The sequence below is a fragment of the Holdemania filiformis genome (assembly GCF_003459085.1).
In the GTDB taxonomy this organism is placed as follows: Bacteria; Bacillota_I; Bacilli_A; order Erysipelotrichales; family Erysipelotrichaceae; genus Holdemania; species Holdemania filiformis.
In genome coordinates this window covers 378,776-399,923 of record NZ_QRUP01000001.1, presented here as the reverse complement: position 1 = coordinate 399,923, position 21,148 = coordinate 378,776, and the positions used below count along the sequence as shown (strand labels likewise).

Annotated in this window: 19 protein-coding genes and 2 tRNA genes; 12 read left to right on the top strand and 9 right to left on the bottom strand. The window is 48.2% G+C overall.

Translation table 11 applies throughout. From position 1 onward, the window contains the following. Positions 1-41: 41 nt before the first annotated feature. Positions 42-281 carry a hypothetical protein gene (locus DWY25_RS02015; RefSeq protein WP_117892998.1) on the bottom strand — a complete coding sequence of 80 codons (240 nt, stop codon included), beginning with the start codon at positions 279-281 and terminating at the stop codon, positions 42-44. Continuing rightward, positions 271-1,515 (bottom strand): helix-turn-helix domain-containing protein, encoded by a 1,245-nt coding sequence (locus DWY25_RS02010; RefSeq protein ID WP_117892995.1) that lies wholly within the window; start codon positions 1,513-1,515, stop codon positions 271-273. The genes DWY25_RS02015 and DWY25_RS02010 overlap by 11 nt, the downstream gene beginning before the upstream one ends. A 507-nt stretch (positions 1,516-2,022) precedes the next feature. Between DWY25_RS02010 and DWY25_RS02005 the strand changes: the two genes are divergently transcribed. From DWY25_RS02005 to DWY25_RS01995, 3 genes are all read left to right on the top strand, one after another. Beyond that, the gene (locus DWY25_RS02005) at positions 2,023-2,298 is read left to right on the top strand and encodes a helix-turn-helix domain-containing protein (protein ID WP_006060382.1); all 276 of its coding nucleotides are present in this window, start codon (positions 2,023-2,025) and stop codon (positions 2,296-2,298) included. 46 nt (positions 2,299-2,344) lie between these two features. Then, the gene (locus DWY25_RS02000; protein WP_006060383.1) at positions 2,345-2,635 is read left to right on the top strand and encodes a hypothetical protein; all 291 of its coding nucleotides are present in this window, start codon (positions 2,345-2,347) and stop codon (positions 2,633-2,635) included. 348 nt (positions 2,636-2,983) lie between these two features. Then, the gene (locus DWY25_RS01995) at positions 2,984-4,483 is read left to right on the top strand and encodes a hypothetical protein (protein ID WP_117892992.1); all 1,500 of its coding nucleotides are present in this window, start codon (positions 2,984-2,986) and stop codon (positions 4,481-4,483) included. Between the two features lie 152 nt (positions 4,484-4,635). Here DWY25_RS01995 and udp read toward each other — a convergent pair whose 3' ends face one another. From udp to DWY25_RS01980, 3 genes are all read right to left on the bottom strand, one after another. Then, complete coding sequence (gene udp / locus DWY25_RS01990) at positions 4,636-5,421, bottom strand: uridine phosphorylase (protein WP_220412902.1); 786 nt, start codon at positions 5,419-5,421, stop codon at positions 4,636-4,638. 100 nt (positions 5,422-5,521) lie between these two features. Continuing rightward, a complete protein-coding gene (locus DWY25_RS01985) occupies positions 5,522-6,598 on the bottom strand; it encodes an NTF2-like N-terminal transpeptidase domain-containing protein (RefSeq protein WP_181981649.1) in 1,077 nt (358 codons plus the stop codon). Between the two features lie 11 nt (positions 6,599-6,609). Continuing rightward, positions 6,610-7,587: a phosphodiester glycosidase family protein gene (locus DWY25_RS01980; RefSeq protein WP_244925906.1), complete on the bottom strand. Its 978-nt coding sequence runs from the start codon at positions 7,585-7,587 to the stop codon at positions 6,610-6,612. Positions 7,588-8,103: 516 nt separating this feature from the next. Between DWY25_RS01980 and DWY25_RS01975 the strand changes: the two genes are divergently transcribed. The 8 genes from DWY25_RS01975 (at position 8,104) to DWY25_RS01940 (ending at position 16,635) form a co-directional block, all read left to right on the top strand. Beyond that, positions 8,104-9,327, top strand: coding sequence for an ABC transporter substrate-binding protein (locus DWY25_RS01975; protein WP_117892983.1), 1,224 nt, complete (start codon positions 8,104-8,106; stop codon positions 9,325-9,327). A gap of 63 nt (positions 9,328-9,390) precedes the next feature. Beyond that, entirely contained in the window at positions 9,391-11,190 is a 1,800-nt protein-coding gene (locus DWY25_RS01970; RefSeq protein WP_117892980.1) for an ABC transporter permease, read from the top strand. 1 nt (position 11,191) lies between these two features. Next, positions 11,192-12,310: an ABC transporter ATP-binding protein gene (locus DWY25_RS01965; RefSeq protein WP_117892977.1), complete on the top strand. Its 1,119-nt coding sequence runs from the start codon at positions 11,192-11,194 to the stop codon at positions 12,308-12,310. A 34-nt stretch (positions 12,311-12,344) separates the two neighbouring features. Further along, positions 12,345-12,992, top strand: a complete 648-nt coding sequence (locus DWY25_RS01960; protein ID WP_117892974.1) for a DUF624 domain-containing protein — start codon at positions 12,345-12,347, stop codon at positions 12,990-12,992. 98 nt (positions 12,993-13,090) lie between these two features. Continuing rightward, positions 13,091-13,167: transfer RNA gene (locus DWY25_RS01955), tRNA-Glu, on the top strand. An 8-nt stretch (positions 13,168-13,175) separates the two neighbouring features. Then, positions 13,176-13,249, top strand: a tRNA-Trp gene (locus tag DWY25_RS01950). Between the two features lie 471 nt (positions 13,250-13,720). Further along, the gene (locus DWY25_RS01945; protein WP_117892971.1) at positions 13,721-14,068 is read left to right on the top strand and encodes an inorganic pyrophosphatase; all 348 of its coding nucleotides are present in this window, start codon (positions 13,721-13,723) and stop codon (positions 14,066-14,068) included. A gap of 905 nt (positions 14,069-14,973) precedes the next feature. Then, complete coding sequence (locus DWY25_RS01940; protein WP_039865086.1) at positions 14,974-16,635, top strand: diphosphate--fructose-6-phosphate 1-phosphotransferase; 1,662 nt, start codon at positions 14,974-14,976, stop codon at positions 16,633-16,635. A gap of 104 nt (positions 16,636-16,739) precedes the next feature. On the opposite strand, the gene DWY25_RS01935 is transcribed toward DWY25_RS01940, so the two are convergent. Further along, complete coding sequence (locus tag DWY25_RS01935; RefSeq protein ID WP_181981648.1) at positions 16,740-17,309, bottom strand: AAA family ATPase; 570 nt, start codon at positions 17,307-17,309, stop codon at positions 16,740-16,742. A 202-nt stretch (positions 17,310-17,511) separates the two neighbouring features. Here DWY25_RS01935 and DWY25_RS01930 point away from each other — a divergent pair, with 202 nt between their 5' ends. Further along, on the top strand, positions 17,512-18,096 hold the full coding sequence (locus tag DWY25_RS01930; protein ID WP_117892965.1) for a CPBP family intramembrane glutamic endopeptidase: 585 nt from the start codon (positions 17,512-17,514) through the stop codon (positions 18,094-18,096). A gap of 195 nt (positions 18,097-18,291) precedes the next feature. On the opposite strand, the gene DWY25_RS01925 is transcribed toward DWY25_RS01930, so the two are convergent. The 3 genes from DWY25_RS01925 to thrC are packed head-to-tail and all read right to left on the bottom strand — an operon-like array spanning position 18,292 to position 21,104. Beyond that, positions 18,292-18,729 (bottom strand): ACT domain-containing protein, encoded by a 438-nt coding sequence (locus tag DWY25_RS01925; protein WP_006060701.1) that lies wholly within the window; start codon positions 18,727-18,729, stop codon positions 18,292-18,294. Continuing rightward, positions 18,722-19,615, bottom strand: a complete 894-nt coding sequence (gene thrB, locus DWY25_RS01920) for a homoserine kinase (RefSeq protein WP_117892963.1) — start codon at positions 19,613-19,615, stop codon at positions 18,722-18,724. The genes DWY25_RS01925 and thrB overlap by 8 nt, the downstream gene beginning before the upstream one ends. Next, the gene (gene thrC / locus DWY25_RS01915) at positions 19,608-21,104 is read right to left on the bottom strand and encodes a threonine synthase (protein WP_117892960.1); all 1,497 of its coding nucleotides are present in this window, start codon (positions 21,102-21,104) and stop codon (positions 19,608-19,610) included. Before thrC ends, thrB begins: the two co-directional genes overlap by 8 nt. Between the last annotated feature and the right edge of the window lie 44 nt (positions 21,105-21,148).

Here is a 21,148-nt window from a genome sequence, read left to right as displayed (position 1 = left end):
CACTACGGGATAGATCAATGAATCCCAACGCTACAGTTTTTTTATTTCCGGTGTTTTTGGTTCCAGGAACGGTATTCTGCCAGCAGCAGCGCCGATAAAGTTTTCAGATCATAGTCATCATTGATCAACAAGGATTTCAGAGAATCGCTGTTGGAATTAAACGGATATTTCATACGCAGCGCCATGAGCGGCAAGGGATCCGCCGGATCTTTTTTCAGTTTCTCCTTTAACTTCCGTAAATCGTTTTCCATCTGGATTCTTAATTCTTCATCATTGCTCATACTGCATACCTCTTTTATTTAACTCATTTAATTTCTTAAGATATTTAACTTGCTTGACAATGGAGCGGGTTTCATAATACTGAATCAGTTGTTCATATACGAAAATCATCACTTCTGAACTGCCTTCTTGAATTAGATATTTTTCGCAGGTTTTTAGCTTAGTTTCTATTTTCTTTTCACTGTTGGGTTTACGTTGAAGATCAATAATTTCTAACATATCATCAATAAACTTGTCTTTAGGATATTTTCTGCTGTATTGCAAAAATTTATTCAGTTCATTTTCTTGATCAGTCTGAAGTAATGTCCAAGCAATTCCGTAGAATATTTGAGGAATTTGTTGCCAGTTTGGTTTTAGTTTAGAATAAATATCAATCGCTTTATAAAATAAATTTGCTTTAACAAAGTTATAACCTGCATTGCATAATATTGTATTCACAATTTGATCAGGTAAATACTTTGAATACGAATCCAATAGTTTTTTATAGATTTTTTCTGCTTCATCTATCTGATTTTCTTGAGAATAGATAATCGCTTCGTGCATCATTGTAAAGGCTAATCGATTAATATTTTGCTCATTTTGAAACAGAGTTTCAGCCTTCTTATTAAGGTTATGAGCTAGTGCAAGATGACCTATATGAATGTAGCATATTGCTGCATGATAGTATAGAAGTTCGCTAAAGTATTGTATTTGATAAGGCTGATTTAACAAATTGCTGAAAAGTTTTATAGCTGCTTTAGGATTATGTTTGCTTTTTTCAGCAATTCCTTTATATAGGACAAATTGATATTTTTGAAGAATATCTAGACAATCGTAATACTCAGTAATCAAACTGAGGTATTTATCATAATTATTATTACAAGTAACATTACATATAAACTGGGTTAAGTTATATTCTAAGAATAGAATTGATTTATTGATTCTATCTTTATCATCATTCAATTTTGAAAGCAGAAAGCATGCTTCATCGTATTTACACATATATAAATTCTTTTTAACTGTTAATAATTGGTTTTGGATGGATTCAATGAAATTATCAGTTGATTCTTGGATTTGTAACTTATTACACATTTTAACAAACAAATCTTCAGGTATTGGACGTAAACCACGTTCCATTTCACTAAAGGATGAACTAGCTAAAGGCAGGGACTTTGCAAATGCTTCTTGTTTCCAATTTTGCTCTATTCTACATTTTCTTATTAACGCTGCTTTAAGCCTATTCTGCTCAATATCCATCTTAGAATACCTTCTTTCGTAAAATTTACATAAATTTAGATTATATTTTAGTGATTTTAAGTATATTTATAGAGTTTATTCGAAATGGACTTTTGTTGTATAAGAACTTTCTGAATTTTATAATTATTACAGACAAACGTTTGTCCTGAAGAAAGGACAGAAAAGATGAAGAAGATTTTAGTCAGTCTGATGCTTATTATTCCATTAGTGGCTGCTATACCTACAGTAGCTCCTGTAATGGCAACATATAGCTTCAGCGCTTTTGGCGGCAATTAAATAGCTAAACTAAGGGCCCTTAGTTTTTAATTCTTCTTAATCTGTTATTTGTTCTTTTACTTATTTTCTTTTAATTTCATTTCAAGTACAGTATCACTTCCAATAACCCAATTTTCCATATTATACCAAAATTGTTCATTTTAATAAACGGTCAAAATAGTCGATTGCTAGTCTTATATGTAAAAATTCCGACCGCTATAATGAAATTAACGAAAGCGGGAGAGAGCAGTTATGAGTGAAAATGAACAAATTTTAGATCTGAACTATGCTGTCTATCTGCGAATTCAGGAAGTTATGTCAATTTTAGATATTAAAAGTATTAGTAAACTGGCCGAGATGTCCGGTGTCAATAAATCTACGATCAGTACGCTGAAAACAAAAAAGGATAAAACGGTGACCTTACAGACAATTCGCTTGATCTGTAAAGCCGTTGGGATGACGCTCGCGGAGTTTTTCGATTCACCGCTGTTTCCAAATGATAAAGAGAAACTCTTGATCGAGGGATAATTCCTTCGATTTTTTCATATAGTGGAAGTGAAAGAGGGATGGAAACATGGATGAAATGATGGAACTCATGCATCAATTATTACTTGGCAACGGAATTTTAATCGCAGGCTGCGTTTATGTCTGTGCAGAATTACTTAAATCATTTTTACCGCGGATGAACAGTACCTGGATTCCTCTGATCGGCGCAATACTGGGCGTGGTGCTGGGATTGATCATTCCCGATTTTTCAGTAGGGCAGGGAATGTTGGTAAAAGCGATCAGCGGTCTATGTTTGGGGTGGGCTGCGACCGGAGCTTTTGAATCCATGAAGTGTATTAAAAACCGTCAGCGTAGTTAAACTACCATTATGAACTGATAGATAAGAGGGAACTGAAAGCAGTTCTCTTTTGCTATAATGAAACTCTGTGAGGTTCGTAAGAATACAATAACATTTGGTTTCCCAATGATTTTTTCTTGATCGGCAGCTTGTGTCTTTACTCAATACGCTGCTGCTGGAAAAAGGGTTTTCCTATCGGAAATTTCCGATGAGAAAAACTTTGCGGATAAAGACAAAGGTGCACAGGATGTGAGGAATTTCATCATGAATGTGTCGCAGCCGACGCAGACAGAGCTGGTAAACTATGGTACAATAAAACGGAAGAAGCGCTGACAGCGCTTTTGAATATGAATTGAAGGAGATTGACACATGAGTGAAAACCAGCCGGAAAAGGCTTTATTTCAACTGATCGCCGAGGCATTGACGCCGGAGGGGACACTGCCGAAAGATTTTTCGCTGCCGAAAGAAAAAGCACAAAATAAGCTGATCTTCGCCGATGGGGCGATGGACGGCATAAAGTTATACCATACTCAACCGAAAGAAGTCGATATTGAGCCTGTCTGTCAGGCGCTGTTGCTTATCAGCCAGGGCCAGGAAGAGACTGGAAAAACGCAGCTAACGGCTGCCTTGGCGCAACACAGCGTGATCGAAGTCATTGACGCTCTGCACAAGTGGATCTATGAACATCACCAGGAGCTGGACCCGGGAAAACTTTCCGGCTTTGCGATTCGCTGCATTATGACTTCGTCGGATCCGGAGTTGATCAAGCTGGGGCTGGCGATTATGGAACTCTTAAATACAGATAAGCAGGAAGCGTTGAAAAAAGTGATTCGCGCGCTTGCGTTGTGCAATGAATTCACATTGTACTGTCTGTTCATCATGCGCAGCTGGACGAGTGGAAATGATGAAATTTTCGATCTGATGCAGAAGGTTCACGGGTGGGGCCGGATTCATTGTGTGAATCAGATCGATCCCGCCAACCGGCTGATTAAAAAATGGCTGCTGGATCATGGCTGTGAGAACAATGTCGCGCCAGCCTATTCAGCATTGACCGTGGCGAAAAAATGTGATTTGGCCGATCAGATTGTTCGTGAAGATTTATCTCAGGAGGACTGGGCGGGAATCACGCTGATCATCGACGGATTGATGGCGGAAGGACCGGTCGCGGGAATTTCGGAGATTGAGGACCGGGAAGGGTTGTTTGCCGGTTATCTGAAGCAGGCGGAGCGTTTCCCGATGACGCTGGCGACGGTGCAGAACCTGATCGCGATCGCCCAGTATATTGACGGTGAACAGGTTAAGCTGCCGGAGATTAAGAATCAATGCTTGGAGTTGTTAAAATCATCGGAATGCTACGTCACGGTCAGCACGGCGATGGAGCAGGGCAAAGGGTTTGAAGAAGCTCTGAAGCTGAGCATCCCGTATGAAGAAAAGGCGATGGCCTGGCTGAAACAGAATCCAATCGAGCATTGCATGGCGGCACGGCTGCTGATGGCTTCGGAAAAGGATTGCGATGAGATTCTCGCGCTGTATGCCGACTGCCTGCCGCTGGATATGATGGCGAGCGGTCCGGCGGATGTGCTGGGACTGGGGAAGGATTATCAGGATTTCCATGCGCTGGCCGCAGTATTGCAGTCGTTGCGGCTGTATCCGGGCAAGGGTGAGGCGTTTATCCGCTGCGCTCTGCTGTGTCCGGTGATCAGCTGCCGGACCTACGCGCTGGATACGCTGGAAAGCTGGGTGAAACTGGCGCAGACCCCGTTGAAGGGCATTGCGCCGCAGCTGCTTGTCGTGCTTGATCAGGCGGAAGAACTGGAAGTCAAGGACGAGCTGAAAACCCGGATCCAGGCGTTAAAGCACGCGGCTTAAGCTTCATATTAAGATCAGGAAAAGGGGCTGTCTAAATTAACAAAAAAGGGATTCGGATTGATGCCGGATCCCTTTATTCTCTCTATGTTACTTTGCCGGTATGAAGCCTGCCGCATCCAGTTTAACGTAGCGGGATAAGCCTTTATCCTCAGTTAAACCGACTGTTTCTGATCAGCTTTTATCAGATCCCGCAGCGCTTCGATAGCCGCGCGGATCGGGGCTTCGGTATCGTGATGCTGAATGTTTTCCAGTCCGGCTTTTTCCCGCTGCTGATTGGCGACCGTCAGGAAAACCGAACCGACGCGGCAGCGCAGATATCCGCCGACGATGAACAACGCTGCCGATTCCATTTCGCTGGCCAGGCAGCCCATCCGTACCCAGGCATCCCATTTGCGCAGCAGTTCCTCATGGTTCGGCAGTTCTTCCGGCTTGTGCTGCCCATAGAAGGCGTCCTTGCACTGAACGACGCCGACGTGATAAGGCAGGTTCAGCTTCGCCGCACTGTGCGCCAGTGCGTTGACAATCTGGAAATTCGCGACCGCTGGATATTCAATCGGCGCATATTCTTTGCTTGTGCCTTCAAAACGGACCGCACCGGTGGCGATGACGAGGTCGCCGCCTTTGACGTCCAGATCCATGCCGCCGCAGGTGCCGACCCGGATGAACGTATCCGCGCCGCAGGCATGCAGCTCCTCCATCGCGATCGAAGCGGAGGCCCCGCCGATTCCGGTTGAAGTGACGCTGACTTTTACGCCGTCCAGCTCGCCGGTATAAGTGACGAATTCGCGGGAATCGGCGACCAGCACCGGATTGTCAAAATGCGCCGCAATCTTGGCGCAGCGCTTCGGATCGCCCGGCAGCAGGACGTAACGTCCGACCTCACCAGGACCGACGCCGATGTGATACTGTTTCCCTGAACCTTCTGTATAATCAATCATAGTTGTTCCTCCTTTGTAAAGGGCTTTCATTACTTATAATGTACCACAGCTGAGAGATCAAAAAAAGCGACATTTGTCGCTTTTTGAGTGTTTTGTTTGATTAGTCGTTGGCCGGGTTAAGATCGTTGTTGACAATCAGGTCGATCGCTTTCCAGCTGCCGGAGCTGCGCGTCAGGACGATCTGATAGCCGCAGTGGTAGGTGCGGTTGCCATAGGTATTACTTAAGACGGTGTAATCGAAGATAATCTTGCCGACCAGATCGTTATCTCCGATCTGAATCAGGTCGAGCACTTCGGCATTTTCAAACTTGACGCCCGCATGACCAGTGTACCACTGGTTGTCCATTGTACGGATCTTAGTGGCAAATTCGCTGCCGGACAGGAAGTAGCCGGTCAGCGTTCCCAGACCGCCGTCCCCAGTGGCATAGCGGGCCACCGCTTCGGCAATCGCCGTCATCGTCTTTTCACCGGCGCTCTTGACGTCGCCGCTGGCAGCCTTGCCGACGTAGAACCGTTCTTCGTAGGCATCTTTCACAACGACATAACCCTCAGCGGTAATTTCCGGTTCGGACATCAGCTCGCTGATTTCATAACGGGTGACGGTCGGAGCGGCGGAGCTGGTCTTGTACCGGTCGTAGGTGCCGGCTGGAACGTTGCTTTCCTTGACGTAGTCGCTGCCTAACGAAATGCCGTTGACCTTGACCTGCGCATCTGCCGGAGCGTCGATCAGGTAGCTCAGGTTGCCGGAACTCTGCATGACGGTTTCCACTCTCCAGGTTTCGTTCTCTTTGCGCAGATCCAACGTCGACACTTTCTTGCCGCCGGAATAGACGCCGTAGGTGCCTTCATAGCCTTCTGCGGACTTGTCGTCTTTCACATAGCTGAGATCTTTAAAATCGACATCGCTGTAGATTGTATTCATCGCGGTGCTGAAATCAGCTTCGCTGCTCAGACTGCCGGTACGGGTTTGGAACTGTTCGTATAATTCAGTGTAATCCTGCTTTTCAATCTGTTTCATATACGCTTCCAATGCGGCGTTGGGCGTCGTCTTTTCATATGCGCTCATCTTCGTGTTGACTAAGGCCAGCACACCGGCGGAAGCGCCGATGACAATCACCAGGATCAGTCCGATCATGGCCAGGGCAGTGCCTGTTGGAATTCCTTGTTTTTTACTCATCATGGTTTCTCCTATTTCACGATAAAGGCGGTTGGCACACGGCGGTCGCCTTTAATCGATACGGTAGTATTCAGGGTTTCCCCGTCATAAACCATGACGGTGGAATTGCCGCCGTCCAGATTGGCGGCGTTGACGGCGTCATACTGCTGCATGATGTCGATGATGTCCTGATAGGTGGAGCCGAAGCTGCTCGGCTGCCGGCCGTCCAGCACCATCAACAGGAACGCGCCGTCGTAGCGCTGACCGATGACGGTACGCGGATTGAGTCCCGGGTGCCGGCCTGATTCAAAGACGACTTCCCAGTTCTTGATAAAGACCGGACCAAAGGTTACGGCATCGCGGATATCATAGTCCAGCGCCTGCTGGGCGGTCATGTCGCCGACGACCAGCTGGTTGGCGTTGTTGATGCCGATGACCGGCGTGAATTCACTCGGGCTGCCGCTGATCAGCTTGCCGTCATGAATGACGATGCCGTAAGCGGTGCCGCCGTTGCCGTTGCCCCCAGCATCCTCAAAGCCTCCGGCGTTCATCCCGGCGATCGCGTCGTTCAGCTCGATGTATTTTTCGACGGAATAGCCCGGCGCTCCGGAATCCATGTTCGGGTTGCAGGCGACAAAGACGCGGGACGGGTCGTGAACGATCATCAGCTTACCTTCAAAGGTCGTCCCTTTCAGATCGATGATCTCAATCTCATCCAGATCCGCGCTTTCAGGCGCAGCCGGTTCCTGGCTCGCATCGCTCAGCTGCGGATTGCGGATTGCGTCCAGTTCTGCCTTGGAATAGAACAACTCCGCGGCTTTGTATTGCAGACTGCCTTCCTCCATCGTTTCCAGCAAATGCTGCGTATACGCTTTGTACGGCCCGCGATAGATCGAATTGAGCGCCAGCGTACCGGTAATCCCGGCGCCGGCCAGAACCATCACCAGGATGATGCCGCTCAGCGCTCCGGCTGAAATTCCGGATTTTTTCGCTTTTCTTTTTTTACTCATCTGATTCATGTATGAAGTTTGGTCTTCATACGACTCCTTTCTTTTCTCGGTGTTGAACCACAGCCTAATTATATCGGCAACGGAACAAGAAAACAATGCGTGAGCCGATGAAAACAATGAAGACTTCATGACAAAGGTGAAGGGAAAGAGTCAATTCGTATTATTTTAACATAAAAAATTTTTAGGTTAAGGGCAGAGGATCGGCTGCCATTTTTGGTTGCTTTCCCCTTGTGAACACGCTGGAGAAATTCTTATTTTTAGGAGATCGTTCAAGAATTCTAAAAATAAATCAGGGGATATCTCTGACTTTAGATTAAATCCGGTAAAAAAATCCTGAAAACAGGTAAAATTAGCTAAAAACAAGGATATGACCTGAAATTTAGTTAGAACAATGTGGTAATTATTTGCTTATTCCAAATAATTTCACAAATTGATTTCAAATCGTTGAAAAATAAAAAAATTAGTTTTAAGATGAGCTTAAGAAAGCGGTTACATAACCGTCGGAGGTAGCGAAACATGAGAAAAGTTTTAACTGTCCTGTGCTGTTTCTTTCTCTGTGCCACGGCGCTGAGCGGATGCTCGGACAAAGGGACAAAGGAACCAGAGAAACAGCCGGACAACGCTCAAACACCAAGCGAGTCCACCGGAGGAATCGATCAGACAACCTTTGAGGAATTGCTGCAAAAGGGAATTGAAAACGGCAAGAAGGTCACCGTGTATTCCACGCATTCCGTCGTCGTCAGCGGCTGCGAAGCATTTAAGAACAAATATAACTTAGACGTTGAATTTGAATGCACGCAGATCGGCGACACGAACCAGATCACCCAAGTTGCGGAGGAAGTCGCCTCCGGCGCCGAAGGCGCGGATCTCATCTTCATCCAGGATGGTGCGCGCGTCATGTCCGATCTGGTCGACGAAGGCTACGTCTATAATTGGTACAATCAGGAAATCTACGATCTGGTCGGCGCGGACACGGAACCGCTGCTGGTCTACGATTACTGCAACAAGGTCTTCATTTTCAACAGTGATAACGTCAAGGAAGAAGACTTGACCAATATCTGGTATGTCACTGACGAGAAATACAAAGGCACCGTTCAGATGAAGGATCCGTACAGCGAGGGCGTCAACATGGACTTCCTGACGCAGATCACTTCCGATGACTATGCGGCCAAGCTGGAAGCGGCGTATAAGGATTACTACGGAACCGATTTGGTGCTGGACAGCGATTGCCCGAATGCCGGTTACCAATGGATCAAGATGCTTTACAACAACGGTCTGGTCGTTGGCTCCTCGGACGGCGATATCGCCCAGGCGATCGGCGCGGAAGGTCAGAGCGAACAATGGTCGGCGCTGATCACACTGAACAAATATAAGAAGAATCTGGATAAGGGCTACAAGCTGGGCTTTGCCTCCAGCGTTACGCCGTTTGCGGGCTTTATTTATCCAATCTACGGTCTGTTGACAAGCAATGCCGATAATCCGGATATGGCGAAGGCGTTCCTGTGCTGGCTGTTCACAGAAGAAGGCTGGTTCGGCAACGGCGAGCTGAAGATTAACGACGGTTCGGTTTACAACGGCATGACCGGCCGCTTCGGCGATTACTCCGGCAATACCAATCTGAAAGTTACCGACGGTGACAAGACGGTCAAGGAATGGAAATCGATCTTAGTCGAAGAAGATCCGATCTACTGCTCTGAGCATCGTGCAGATGTTGAAGACTTTATCAATCTGATCAAATAAGAAAGCTCTCGGAAGGTTGTGGTGTTCGCCATCACAGCCTTTCTCACTCTTAGGGAGGGGAATATGAAAAAGAAGTTAAATCAGGTCAAGACATTCTTCAGCAAACCCTATAACATCCTGTTGGTGCTCTTTTTGATCGTGCTGACCTATCTGGTCGTCTTTCCGCTGTTTTCGATCGTGAAGGATACCTTCATCGTTCATTCGGCCGAGAAATCCCGTGTTCATCAGGCTGTCGGCACCTGGACGGCTTATCATTGGAACCGCACGTTCGCCAGTGTTTACAGTAAATCCTTATTGTATGAACCGCTGGCCCACAGTCTGGTCTGTTCGATCAGCGCCTGCATCGTCGCGATTTTGATCGGCGGGGGCTTTGCCTGGCTGGTCACCCGCAGCGATCTGCGCTGGAAAAAAGTGCTGACCAAGTTGTTTATCTTTCCGTACATCATGCCGAGCTGGACGCTGGCGTTAGCTTGGAAGAATTTCTTTAAAAACGCTGCGGTCGGCGGGGCGACCGGTATCTTCACGGCGCTGACGGGAATTGCGACGCCGAATTGGTTCGCTTACGGGCCATTTCCAATCATTCTGGTCACCGGGCTGCATTACGCGCCGTTCGCCTATATTCTGATCGGCGGCATTCTGCGCAACATGGACGCGAATCTGGAGGAAGCGGCGGTCATCCTGAAAACCAAACGCCTGCGGATGTTTACAAGGATTACAATTCCGATGGTCATGCCGGCCGTGCTGAGCACGGTCATCCTGGTCTTCTCCAGTGCGATGAGTTCGTTCGCCGTACCGCAGTTTCTCGGTCTGCCGGTGCGTTATTACGTTCTGACCACCGAGCTGTATGCCGCACTGCAGGGAACCAACCCGGGCGTCGGCTACATCCTGGCGATCGTTATGATTGTCATCAGCGTGCTGATCATGTTGGCAAACCAGATGCTGATCGGCAAGCGCAAATCCTATGCGACGGTGACGGGCAAGAGCGCCAATGTGTCGCTGTTCCACTTAAAGAAAGTCCGCAGCCTATTGTCGGTGCTGGTGCTGTGTCTGGTGCTGTGCATGTCGGTCGTCCCGCTGATCTCATTCTTACTGCAGTCGCTGATCATTATTAAAGGCAATTACAGCCTGTCCAATATGACGCTGGACTTCTGGATCGGCAGCTCCAAGGGCGGCAACGATGTCATGGACAAGGCCGGAATTCTGATCAATGCGGACGTCTGGAAGACACTGTTCAACAGTTTGAAGCTTTCGGCAATCGTCGCGGTGGGCGCGGGCACGCTGGGCTTTCTGGCCGGCTATGCGATTGTGCGCCGGCGGGGAAGCAAGCTGAGTCAGATCGTAGAAAACCTGACGTTTATCCCATATCTGATTCCGTCAATGGCTTTCGCGGCGATTTATCTGTCGATGTTCTCACGGCCGCACGGGATCATTCCGTCGCTCTACGGCACCTTTGCGATCCTGGCGCTGATCGGGACGGTCAAATATTTGCCAATGGCCTCTCGTTCCGGTGTGAATTCAATGCTGCAGCTGTCGCCGGAAATTGAAGAAGCCGGTATCATTCAAGGCATTCCCTGGATCAAACGGATGGCCAAGATCATTGTGCCGATCGAGAAGTCGACGATCGTCTCCGGTTATCTGCTGCCGTTTGTTTCCAGCATGCGTGAGCTGAGCTTATATGTAATTCTGGTCACCGCGAACAACCGCGTGCTGACGACGTTGTTATTCATGTATGACGAAAAAGGCTGGGAGCAGTATTCCAACGCGATCAACCTGTTAATTATCTTCGTGGTGCTCATCGTCAACTTCGCCGTGGAAAAGCTGACCGGCGCTTCGATTGAAAAGGGTGTAGGAGGAGGAAATTAACATGCCGACAATACGGTTAGTCGATATCACAAAAAAATTCGGCAAGGGCTCAATCGCTGTAAATCATTTAAATCTGGAAATTAAGGACGGAGATTTCGTCTCGCTGCTGGGACCTTCCGGCTGCGGCAAGACGACGACGCTGCGGATGATCGCCGGGCTGGAAACGCCGAGCGAAGGCGAGATCTACATCGACGATCAGCTGGTGTTCTCCGATGCTAAAGGCGTCAATGTATCGCCGGATAAGCGCAATGTCGGTTTCCTGTTTCAGAATTATGCGCTGTGGCCGCACATGACAGTGTATAAAAATATTTCATTTGGTTTGGAAAATATGAAATGGCCGAAGGAGAAAATCGATGCCCGGGTGAAGGAAATCTGCCAGACAATGCGGATTGAGGAATACATTCAGCGGTATCCGTCCGAATTGTCGGGTGGTCAGCAGCAGCGCGTCGCGATCGCCCGGACCCTGGCCCCGAATCCGCGGGTACTGTTGATGGATGAACCGCTGTCCAACCTGGACGCCAAGCTGCGTAATGATATGCGCGCTGAACTGAAGCGGCTGCACATGACGACCGGCGCGACGTTTGTCTATGTAACCCACGATCAGTCGGAGGCGATGACGTTGAGCTCGAAGGTATGCCTGATTAAAGAAGGCGTTTTGCAGCAGTATTGTCCGCCATTAGCGTTGTATGGTGAACCGGCGAATTTGTTCTGCGCTGATTTCATGGGCAATCCGACGATGAATTTCATTCCCTGCCATGGGATTAAAAAGGATCAGGCAGTCGAATTGACCTGCCGGCATTTCTCGGTTCTCTTCACGCCGAACCAGCCGCTGACCTTACCGGCGGAAGGGGATTATGTTTTAGGCGTTAGACCGGAATTCGTCAAGGTCAGAGGAGAAGAGGGCATCGAGGGCACCGTTATTTCTTCATTGCCAAGCGGGATGGAAACGACGTTGTCGCTGGCAGTCAAGGATATTACATTATCGGCGGTGGCCTTCGGCAGCGTCGACTTCGCGATGGATTCCGTCATTCACTTCGGTTTTGAAGGCGACCGGTATATCCTGTTTGACGCGCAGTCGACAGAAAATCTGGGACTGGGTTCCTTACAGATCTTAAACTGATTTAAAAAGGATTATCCTGAAAGAGGAGAGAAACATGGGCGAAAAAGGAGAAAAATTATTTTGGACCGGCGTCGACCGCGTGATGAACATCGTGCTGCTCGGTTTTCTGTGGCTGATCTGCAGCCTGCCTGTCATCACGATCGGTGCTTCCAGTACAGCGCTTAACGTTGCGATGAGCGATTATGTGCGGGGTGACTGCTATTCAGTGATGAAATCCTTTTTCACCGCGTTTCGTCAGCATTGGCCGTTAGCCACGAAGATCTGGCTGATTCATCTGATCGTCATCGCGGTGCTGTTATGGGATTTGATTTATTACCGGACTGGCGAATCAACGCAGGATGTGCTGGGAGCTACGGTGGCTGCGGTCGGACTGATGCTTGTCTTCTTTGAATTATTGATGGTCTATGCGGTGTTGGCGGAATTCCCTGGACTGACAGTAAAAACAGCGCTGGTGAGAGCACTGGACCTGGCGTTTACCTGTTTCTTTGAATCGTTGTCCATCGCGGTGCTGACATTAGCAGTGCCGGTAGCGGTCTTCTTTCTGCTGCCTGGATTCTTGCCCGCGCTGCCGGGCTTGATCGCGTATCTGGATTGGCAGATTCTGCCGAAGATGTTCCAGAAAGCCAAGTTTAAAAAAGGGAATCGCGAACAGAACCGTGCGGTAAGAAAGCAAAATCAATAAAAGTGAGGGCGGAGCGAAGCTTCTGCCTTCATTTTTTTTATTTTTTTGTTGAAATCATAAATGGTTTATGCTATTATTACAAAGCAATCGGAAAAAATGGCTCGTTGGTGAAGTGGCTTAACACAGCGCCCTTTCACGGCGTCATTCACGAGTTCGAATCTCGTACGAGTCACCATTTTTTTTAGGGGTGTGGTTCAATGGTAGAACAGAGGTCTCCAAAACCTTTGATGGGAGTTCGATTCTCTCCACCCCTGCCACTTTAATGAGAAAGCCTTTAGTAAAAGGCTTTTTTTATTTTTGAAAATTTGTGCATAATATACGCATAAGAAATAGTAATTGTTTGTGAGTTGCTAAAAAGCATTACATAGTAAAAAACGTTGTAAATACTTACTTTTTTACCTGTTAAGGCGCTTGAAATCACAAAGCTTTTTGATATTTTGGTGCCCAAATGGTACTCGAATGTCTTACGGTGATATAAAACGATACAAGCAGATATTAAGGAAATATCAGAATCTTTAGGGTGCGAAAGCACTTGTTGCTTTAGCTCTCTTGACTGCTGCATAAGCGAGGACATTCGTACTTGTCAACAGAAAGTACAGGCTATTAATCTTCTCCGCTGACGAGCGTAAATGGCTTTGCTACTTTGTAAAGACAAATACGATGATAGATAACTTTATGGCTTTGTGCTATTATTAAAAAATGGAAAATTAAAATTTGGAGGAGATTTCATGCACAGATTCGATAACAGTTTCTGGAGTGCATTAGATACCTTAGTCGGCAAATCAGAAATCATCATAGATAGACCAAAAGGAACTGCACATCCTAAATACCCTAATTTCATTTATAAAGTCAATTATGGGTATTTGAAAAATACAGCATCAATGGATGATGCCGGGATAGACGTATGGGTCGGGACGAATGGGAAAAATATAGATGCTATTATGTGTATTGTTGATTTGATGAAAAGGGATTCTGAAATTAAAATACTCATAGGTTGCACGGAAGAAGAAAAGGCTATTATATACGAAACTCACAATGAAACACAGTACATGAAAGGCATTCTTATTCGCCGATAATTTTTAATTTATGAGGGCTTATCAAACAAAATATGACGGAAAGGGTATCCCTTTCCTATGCTTGCTACGGAACTTTTAAAAAAGGAACAGAAGGGAAAGGATACTCTACTCTTTGAAATGTTACGCAGTTAAAGGGCATTTTTGAAGGAAAAGGCATCATTGTTCTGCCTTATCAGTTTTATGTCTGTAACGCCCGGTGTTTATGCGTATCATCTTATTTGTGGTGCTAAAATGGTACCTGGTCTTATAAAACCACCTTATAAGGAGATACGGCAAGAGAAATGAAGATATGCGAAAAACCTTGATTTTAAATCATTTTCTTATGATAATATAAACATCTATGAGAGGTTATAAGAAGATTTCAGTCTATAAAACCAATAAAAATCTGAGGATAATTTTTCTGATCTTTTATAATTGACGTTCGTAACTCTTTATAGACATCAGGATGACGATCGATATTGAATGCTGAATTTATCATTGAGTCATCTTGGATCATGCAAAACAAGCGGTAATTTCCAATTCATAATGACATCGAACCTCTTTAAATCCGTTAAATTTGTCTGAGAACTTATTTCATGAATAGTTTATCTTTATATTATAATAAAGTCAGCACCAGATCGAGAAATACTACCGGATAATTAAAGCCCGGCAGTCAACTTTCCTGTCTGGGCTCTTTATTGTCGATGGGAAAATGCCTATTTCCGTGCTTTAAATTGCGTATTCGGTTATCCTTTATGCAGGAACATTCTGATGAAGATTCCGTGGGAAATTGAACTCCAGAGATCAAATCTTCTGAATGTTCCGTTTTTGTGTCTTTTGTCATGCTGAACACGCGAATACAGGTTTACTTTTCAGGTTAAATATCTTAAAATTACGATGTATCTAAGATGAGAAGGAGATTAACTATGAAAATTTCATCACTACAATCTGCTAGATATGAGTATTCACCGAAACTTCCAGGCATGCTGAGACATGGTATTGCCAATATCGGGGTTCAGGAAGGCGAAGAAACTCAAAGCGCAGCCGATCAGGAAGTAATCAAACGCTTATTTCCAAACACATACGGCAAAAAGGAAATTACATTTGTCCAGGGCGAGAACACGGCGGAGGCGAAGAAACAAGTCGTCGGCGTTATTCTTTCCGGCGGTCAGGCTCCGGGCGGACACAATGTCATCTGCGGTTTATATGACGCGTTAAAAGCCGCGAATAAAGAAAACGTTCTCTATGGCTTTAAAAACGGTCCGATCGGTCTGATTGAAGATGATTATCTGATTTTTGATGATGCCTACATCAACCAGTACCGCAACACAGGCGGATTCGATATCATCGGTTCCGGCAGAACGAAGCTGGAAACGAACGAACAGTTCGCGATCGTTGCGGATGTCTGCAAGAAGCATGGAATTACGGCGATCGTCATCATCGGCGGCGACGATTCCAATACCAATGCGGCGGTTTTGGCTGAATACTTTGCGGCGCATGACACCGGTGTTCAGGTTATCGGCTGCCCGAAGACGATCGACGGCGACCTGAAGAACGAAGATATTGAATGCTCGTTCGGATTTGACACGGCGACCAAGACTTACAGCGAAATCATCGGCAACATCGAAAGAGACGCGAATTCCGCGAAGAAATACTGGCATTTCATCAAAGTCATGGGCCGTTCCGCTTCCCATGTCGCTCTGGAATGCGCGCTGGAAACCCAGCCGAATATCTGTCTGATCTCCGAAGAAGTATCGGAAAAGAAAATGTCGCTGTCGCAGATTGCGGATTACATTGCGGATTCCGTTGAAAAGCGTGCGGCAAAGGGCATGAACTTCGGCGTTGCGATCATCCCGGAAGGCGTCGTTGAATTCGTTCCGGAATTCTCTGCGTTAATCCAGGAAATCAATGAACTTCTCGCCGGAAGCAAGGCTGACGCGTTCAACGCGCTGGCGACGTGGGGTGAAAAGTATGCGTTCATCGAACAAGGTCTGACGAAAGAATCAATGGGCGTCTTCGCGATCCTGCCGGAAAACATCCAGCAGCAGCTGTTCCTGGAACGCGACCCGCACGGCAATGTTCAGGTTTCCCTGATTGAATCGGAAAAATTATTCTCGGCGTTAGTCAAGGATAAACTGGATGAAAGAAAGAAAGCCGGAACCTATAAGGGAAAATTCAGCCCGCTCCATCATTTCTTAGGATATGAAGGTCGATGCGCATTCCCGTCTAACTTTGATTCCGACTACTGCTACTCCCTGGGATATAACGCGTTCATGCTGATCCAGTACGGCTATAATGGATATTTGTCAAAAATCTCCAATCTGTCCAAGCCGGCCAGCGAATGGACGGCAGGCGGGATGCCGATCACGAAGATGATGAATATCGAAAGAAGACACGGCGAAGACAAGCCGGTAATCAAGAAGGCGCTTGTTGAGCTGGACGGTAAACCGTTTAAGTTCTTTGAAGCTCACCGTGAAGAATGGGCTGTTGAAACCAGCTTCGTTTATCCGGGTGCTATCCAGTACTATGGACCAGCGGAGGTCTGCGATATCACAACGAAGACGCTGGCGCTGGAGCACGCTGAGTAATAAAACAGAACTCTGTTTTGCGCTCAACCTATTTTAAATAAGAAAAGAAATTGCTTCCCCGGACTTCATTCCGCTGCGGCAATTTCTTTTTTTCATGGTTTATCCTAAATCTCAGGAACGGAAGAGGAAGCAATAAGCGCAGTGTATTCATGAAGGATCACCGTCAGATTTTCCGTCAAAGGCGCAGCGCCGTTGAGATAAAGTACGCGGCAGGGCAGGGTGGCCGCCCATTCCAGGTGACGTTTGCGGCAGGGAGAACCGTCGGTATCGTACCGGTCAGAATCCGCTAAGAAACGCTGATGCTCTTCAAACATATCCCCGCCCGGCAAAATCCGTTCACCGAAAGCATCCAGTTCTCGTTGGTGCAGGCGCTGCCGGCGAAGCTCAGCCGGGGCGTCGACATGCACCGCGAGATCAAATAACGGTACAAACGGAGCGTTAAAGCTGTCCATTGATCCGGCCATGACGAAATGATCGAATGGAGAAATATCATGCATCAGCCGGCTGGCTTTTTCAGCCCGCGAGTACATGCGGGTGAAAGGAATCGGCGTGTCTTTGCGCCAAAGATAATCGTCGATGTCAAAATAGGGATAACCTAGGGCTTCGGCAACTTTTTTGCCAAGTGTGGTCTTTCCCGAACCGGAAGAACCAAATAGAAGAATCCCGCGTGTCATGTTTATTCCCTCCTTTAAAAAGTCTGGACTTTCATTCTACCATAAAAATCTTGCGCACACGGAAAAATGTCGGTCATTCCGGCAAAGCTCGTCAAGCGGCATGGAATCTGATAGAATGGAAGCAGAGCCGTTCAACGCAGCGGAGCGTATCATCGGAAGTTCTTTGTCCATTGTCGCCGCTTTGGCTTGCTAGGAGAAAATTATGCTTATTTTTGACGCGTTGCGCAGTACCGTTTTGGCCAGTGTTGTCTTCGGTTTGATTCCTGTTGGATGGTGGCGCATAAAAGGACGGAAGCAGGCGGGGTTCGCAGCGTATTTCGGTCTGATCCGGCCGAAGAAAAACAAATCGGCAGGGAGAATGATCGTTGTGTATTGGCTTGTCTGGGGCGTGACTCATCTGCCGGTTTTTACGCAGTTTACCCAGCCCTCCGCCAGCGTCTATACCGGATTGGGCATGCCTGCGATACTGCCGATTGTGATCATCAGCTTTATCCAGATCGGCTTTTTTGAAGAATTTCTGTTCCGCGGTTTTATTAGTAAGCGGCTGGTCCGCCAATTCGGAGACTTCGGCATTCTTCTTCAGGCGGTGTTGTTTGGCAGCCTGCACGTGCTTCTGGCCGGGAACCTCACCCTGCTTTCAGGGACGATCATCTTTACGACGACAGCGGCCGGCGGCTTTCTGCTGGGGTATCTGGCTGAAAAATCATTCCAGGGCTCGATCCTTCCCGGCGCGTTTCTGCACGGTCTGGGCAATTTCATCATCAATCTGATTCAGGCATTCTCGTAAAGGGCAGCGGAATATCAGAAACTAGATTGACTTCGTTCACAGAGAACGGGAGATTCATCAAAGTTTCTCTTTCTGGACGCTGACCACCGTCTTCTCCATTTCAATAAAAAACGTTGAGGAATCCCTGAGAGAGGGAAGCTCAACGTTTTTTATTTGATTTCTGAATTCCTAATGGTTAAGAAAGTTCGAGATCTTTTATTCCAAGTCGATCAGGCGGACATTGGTCACGCCTTTTTTCTCTTTCAGACTGCGCAGCACTTCGTCGATAGAACAATCCAGATCCGAAATATCGAGCGACAGACTGACTGAGGCGTGATCGTGAATCGGGATCGACTGATTGATGGTCAGCACGCTGGTATGCTGCGCCGCCAGCTCGTTGAGCACTTCGCTCAAGACGCCCTGCTGATGAGTCAGGATCATGCTTAACACGGCTTTGCGGCCGCGCGCGTTTTCTGAAAATGAAAAGATCGAATCTTTGTATTTATAATAGGTGCTGCGGCTGATACCGACACGCTGGACAGCTTCGCTGACGCCTTTCACTTTGTGCTGTTCGACCAGATCGCGGGCTTCCACGACTTTTGCGTAAAAATCCGGCAGGATTTTTGTGTTGACGATCAAATATTGTTCACTCATGCGGTTCCTCCTTCATCTCAATGCGGGTACCTTCGTGCTGGACGCGGCAGGGCAGCAGCAGCCAATGATGATTCAGCGATTTAAGCTTCAATGTCAAAGCCGCTTCCGGAAGGGTGTCGAGAAACAGCGCCAGCAGCGTCGGCCCCGAGCCGCTGATCATCACCGCGGCCGCTCCCTGATTGACGCACAGCTGCCGGACCTCTTCATATTCCGGAATGAGCGGAATGCGGTAAGGCTCGTGCAGCGGTTCGTTCATCGCCGCTTCCAGCAAGGCGCTGTCCGCCGTTTCCAGCCCTTTCAACAGAAAGGCCAGCTTGCCTAAAGCGCCGGCGGCCTGGGCATGGGGAATTGCGTCCGGCAGAGCCTGGCGGGCGCGGTGCGTTTCCAATTCAAAATCAGGAACCAGCGCGGCAAACCGCAGCCGCTCGCTGACGTTGAAATCAGCGGTCAACAGACAATCCTGCTCGACGAGCGCGGCTTTCAATCCGCCTAACAAAGCCGGGGTGACATTATCCGGATGCCCCTCCAGCTCGCAGGCCAGCCGTAAGAGATCCAATGCGGAAACCGGTTCGCCCAACAGTGCGTTCGCTCCGCACAGCCCGCCGAGAATGCAGGCGGAGGAGGAGCCTAGTCCCCGGCTTGTGGGAATCGGCGAATCGATCGTGATCCGCACGGGGATCGGTTTCTCGTTCAGCTTTTGAAACAGGCGGCAGTATGCCTTTCGGACTAAATTGTTTTCATTGCAGTAGCGCTGAGGACAGCCGGTGATCTCAAACTGCGCAGCCGGGGCAAAAGTGAATGTGGCTTGAATATCCAGAGCCAGCCCGAGCGTGTCGAAGCCGGGACCTAAATTGGCGGTCGTCGCCGGGACTGTGACTTTAATCATGGTTCATGACCTGCGCTTTCTGCCGGACATAATCGAGGATCGCGTCCTTTTCGATCTGATCGGTATGCCGGACCGGCTTGTCGCGCAAGCCTTGCAGCGGAGCGGGAATCGGAATTCCAGTCCGTTGATTCAGCTGTTCCATTGCCATCCACTCGTCCATGTCCGCCGGCCCGAACAGCGCTTCATAGACGTCCTTGCTGAATTTGTAGCACGAAGCAGTCGCCAGGACAACGCACGGATTTTTTTCAAATCCTTCGCTTCGCAGCTGGCGCAGAACATGCACGCCGACAGCGGTGTGCGGGTCGAGCACCCGACAGCTTTCAGCATAGACCTGCCGGATCGTTTCGGCAGCCTGCTCGTCGGTGCAGTCGCCGCAGGCAAATTGTTTCTGCAGGCGATGAAGCAACGCGGAGTCAATCTGATATTCTCCTTGTTTCTGCAGCTGATCCATATAGGCCGCGACCTGTTGGCCATCCAATCCGGTTTCATGTGCTAACAAGCGTTCCAGATTGCTGGAAATCAGGATATCCATCGATGGCGACGTCGTTTTCATGAAGGGCCGCCGGCGGTTATAGCGGCCGGTGGTGAAGAATTCGGTCAGAACGTTGTTGGCATTGCTCGCGACGATCAGCTTGCCGACAGGCAAGCCCATCTGCTTGGCGTAATAGCCGGCCAGAATGTCGCCAAAATTACCCGTTGGCACACTGAAATCCAGCGTCTGTCCAGCTGTGAGCACGCCTCGCTGACGCAGCTGGCGGTAGGCCCAGAAATAATATACAATCTGCGGAACCAGCCGGCCGATATTGATTGAATTGGCGCTGGAAAGCTCAAGCTGGCAAGCGTTGAGCGCGGCGCGCAGCTGCGGATCGGCGAAGCAGCGCTTGACTGCGCTCTGGGCGTCGTCAAAATTGCCGCGGATCGCGCACACGCCGACGTTGCGGCCTTCGCTGCTGACCATCTGACGCTGCTGGATTTCGCTGACAAGATGATCAGGATAAAAGACAAGTAGCTCGCAATCCGGCCGGTTTTTGAAGCCTTCCAGCGCCGCTTTGCCGGTATCGCCGGAGGTTGCCGTCAAGATCAGCGTTTTCTTCGGCTGCTTCTGCCGCCGGGAAGCTTCGCCCAGAAATAACGGCAGCAGCGATAACGCGATATCCTTAAACGCCGCCGTCGGTCCATGATACAGCTCAAGCAGAAAATCGCTGCCCAGCGGAGAAAGCCGGACGACATCCTCAGCGTCGAAACGTCCGTCATAAGCCTGATGAATCAGCGCTTTAAGCGTCGGGGCGTCCAGATCGTCCGCAAAGCAGGCCAGCACCGCCTGAGCGATGTCCGGATAACCCAGCGGCAGGGTCTCCACGTCGATCTGCCGGTTTTCCCAGTCAGCCGGGATGATTAAGCCGCCGTCATCGGCGACGCCGTTTCTGACCGCGGTCCAGAAATCCGCATCGATATATGAACCTCGCGTACTGCATAACTGTTTTTTCATGTGTCCACCTCTTGAATTTTTTAACAGTTCTATGATACAATGTC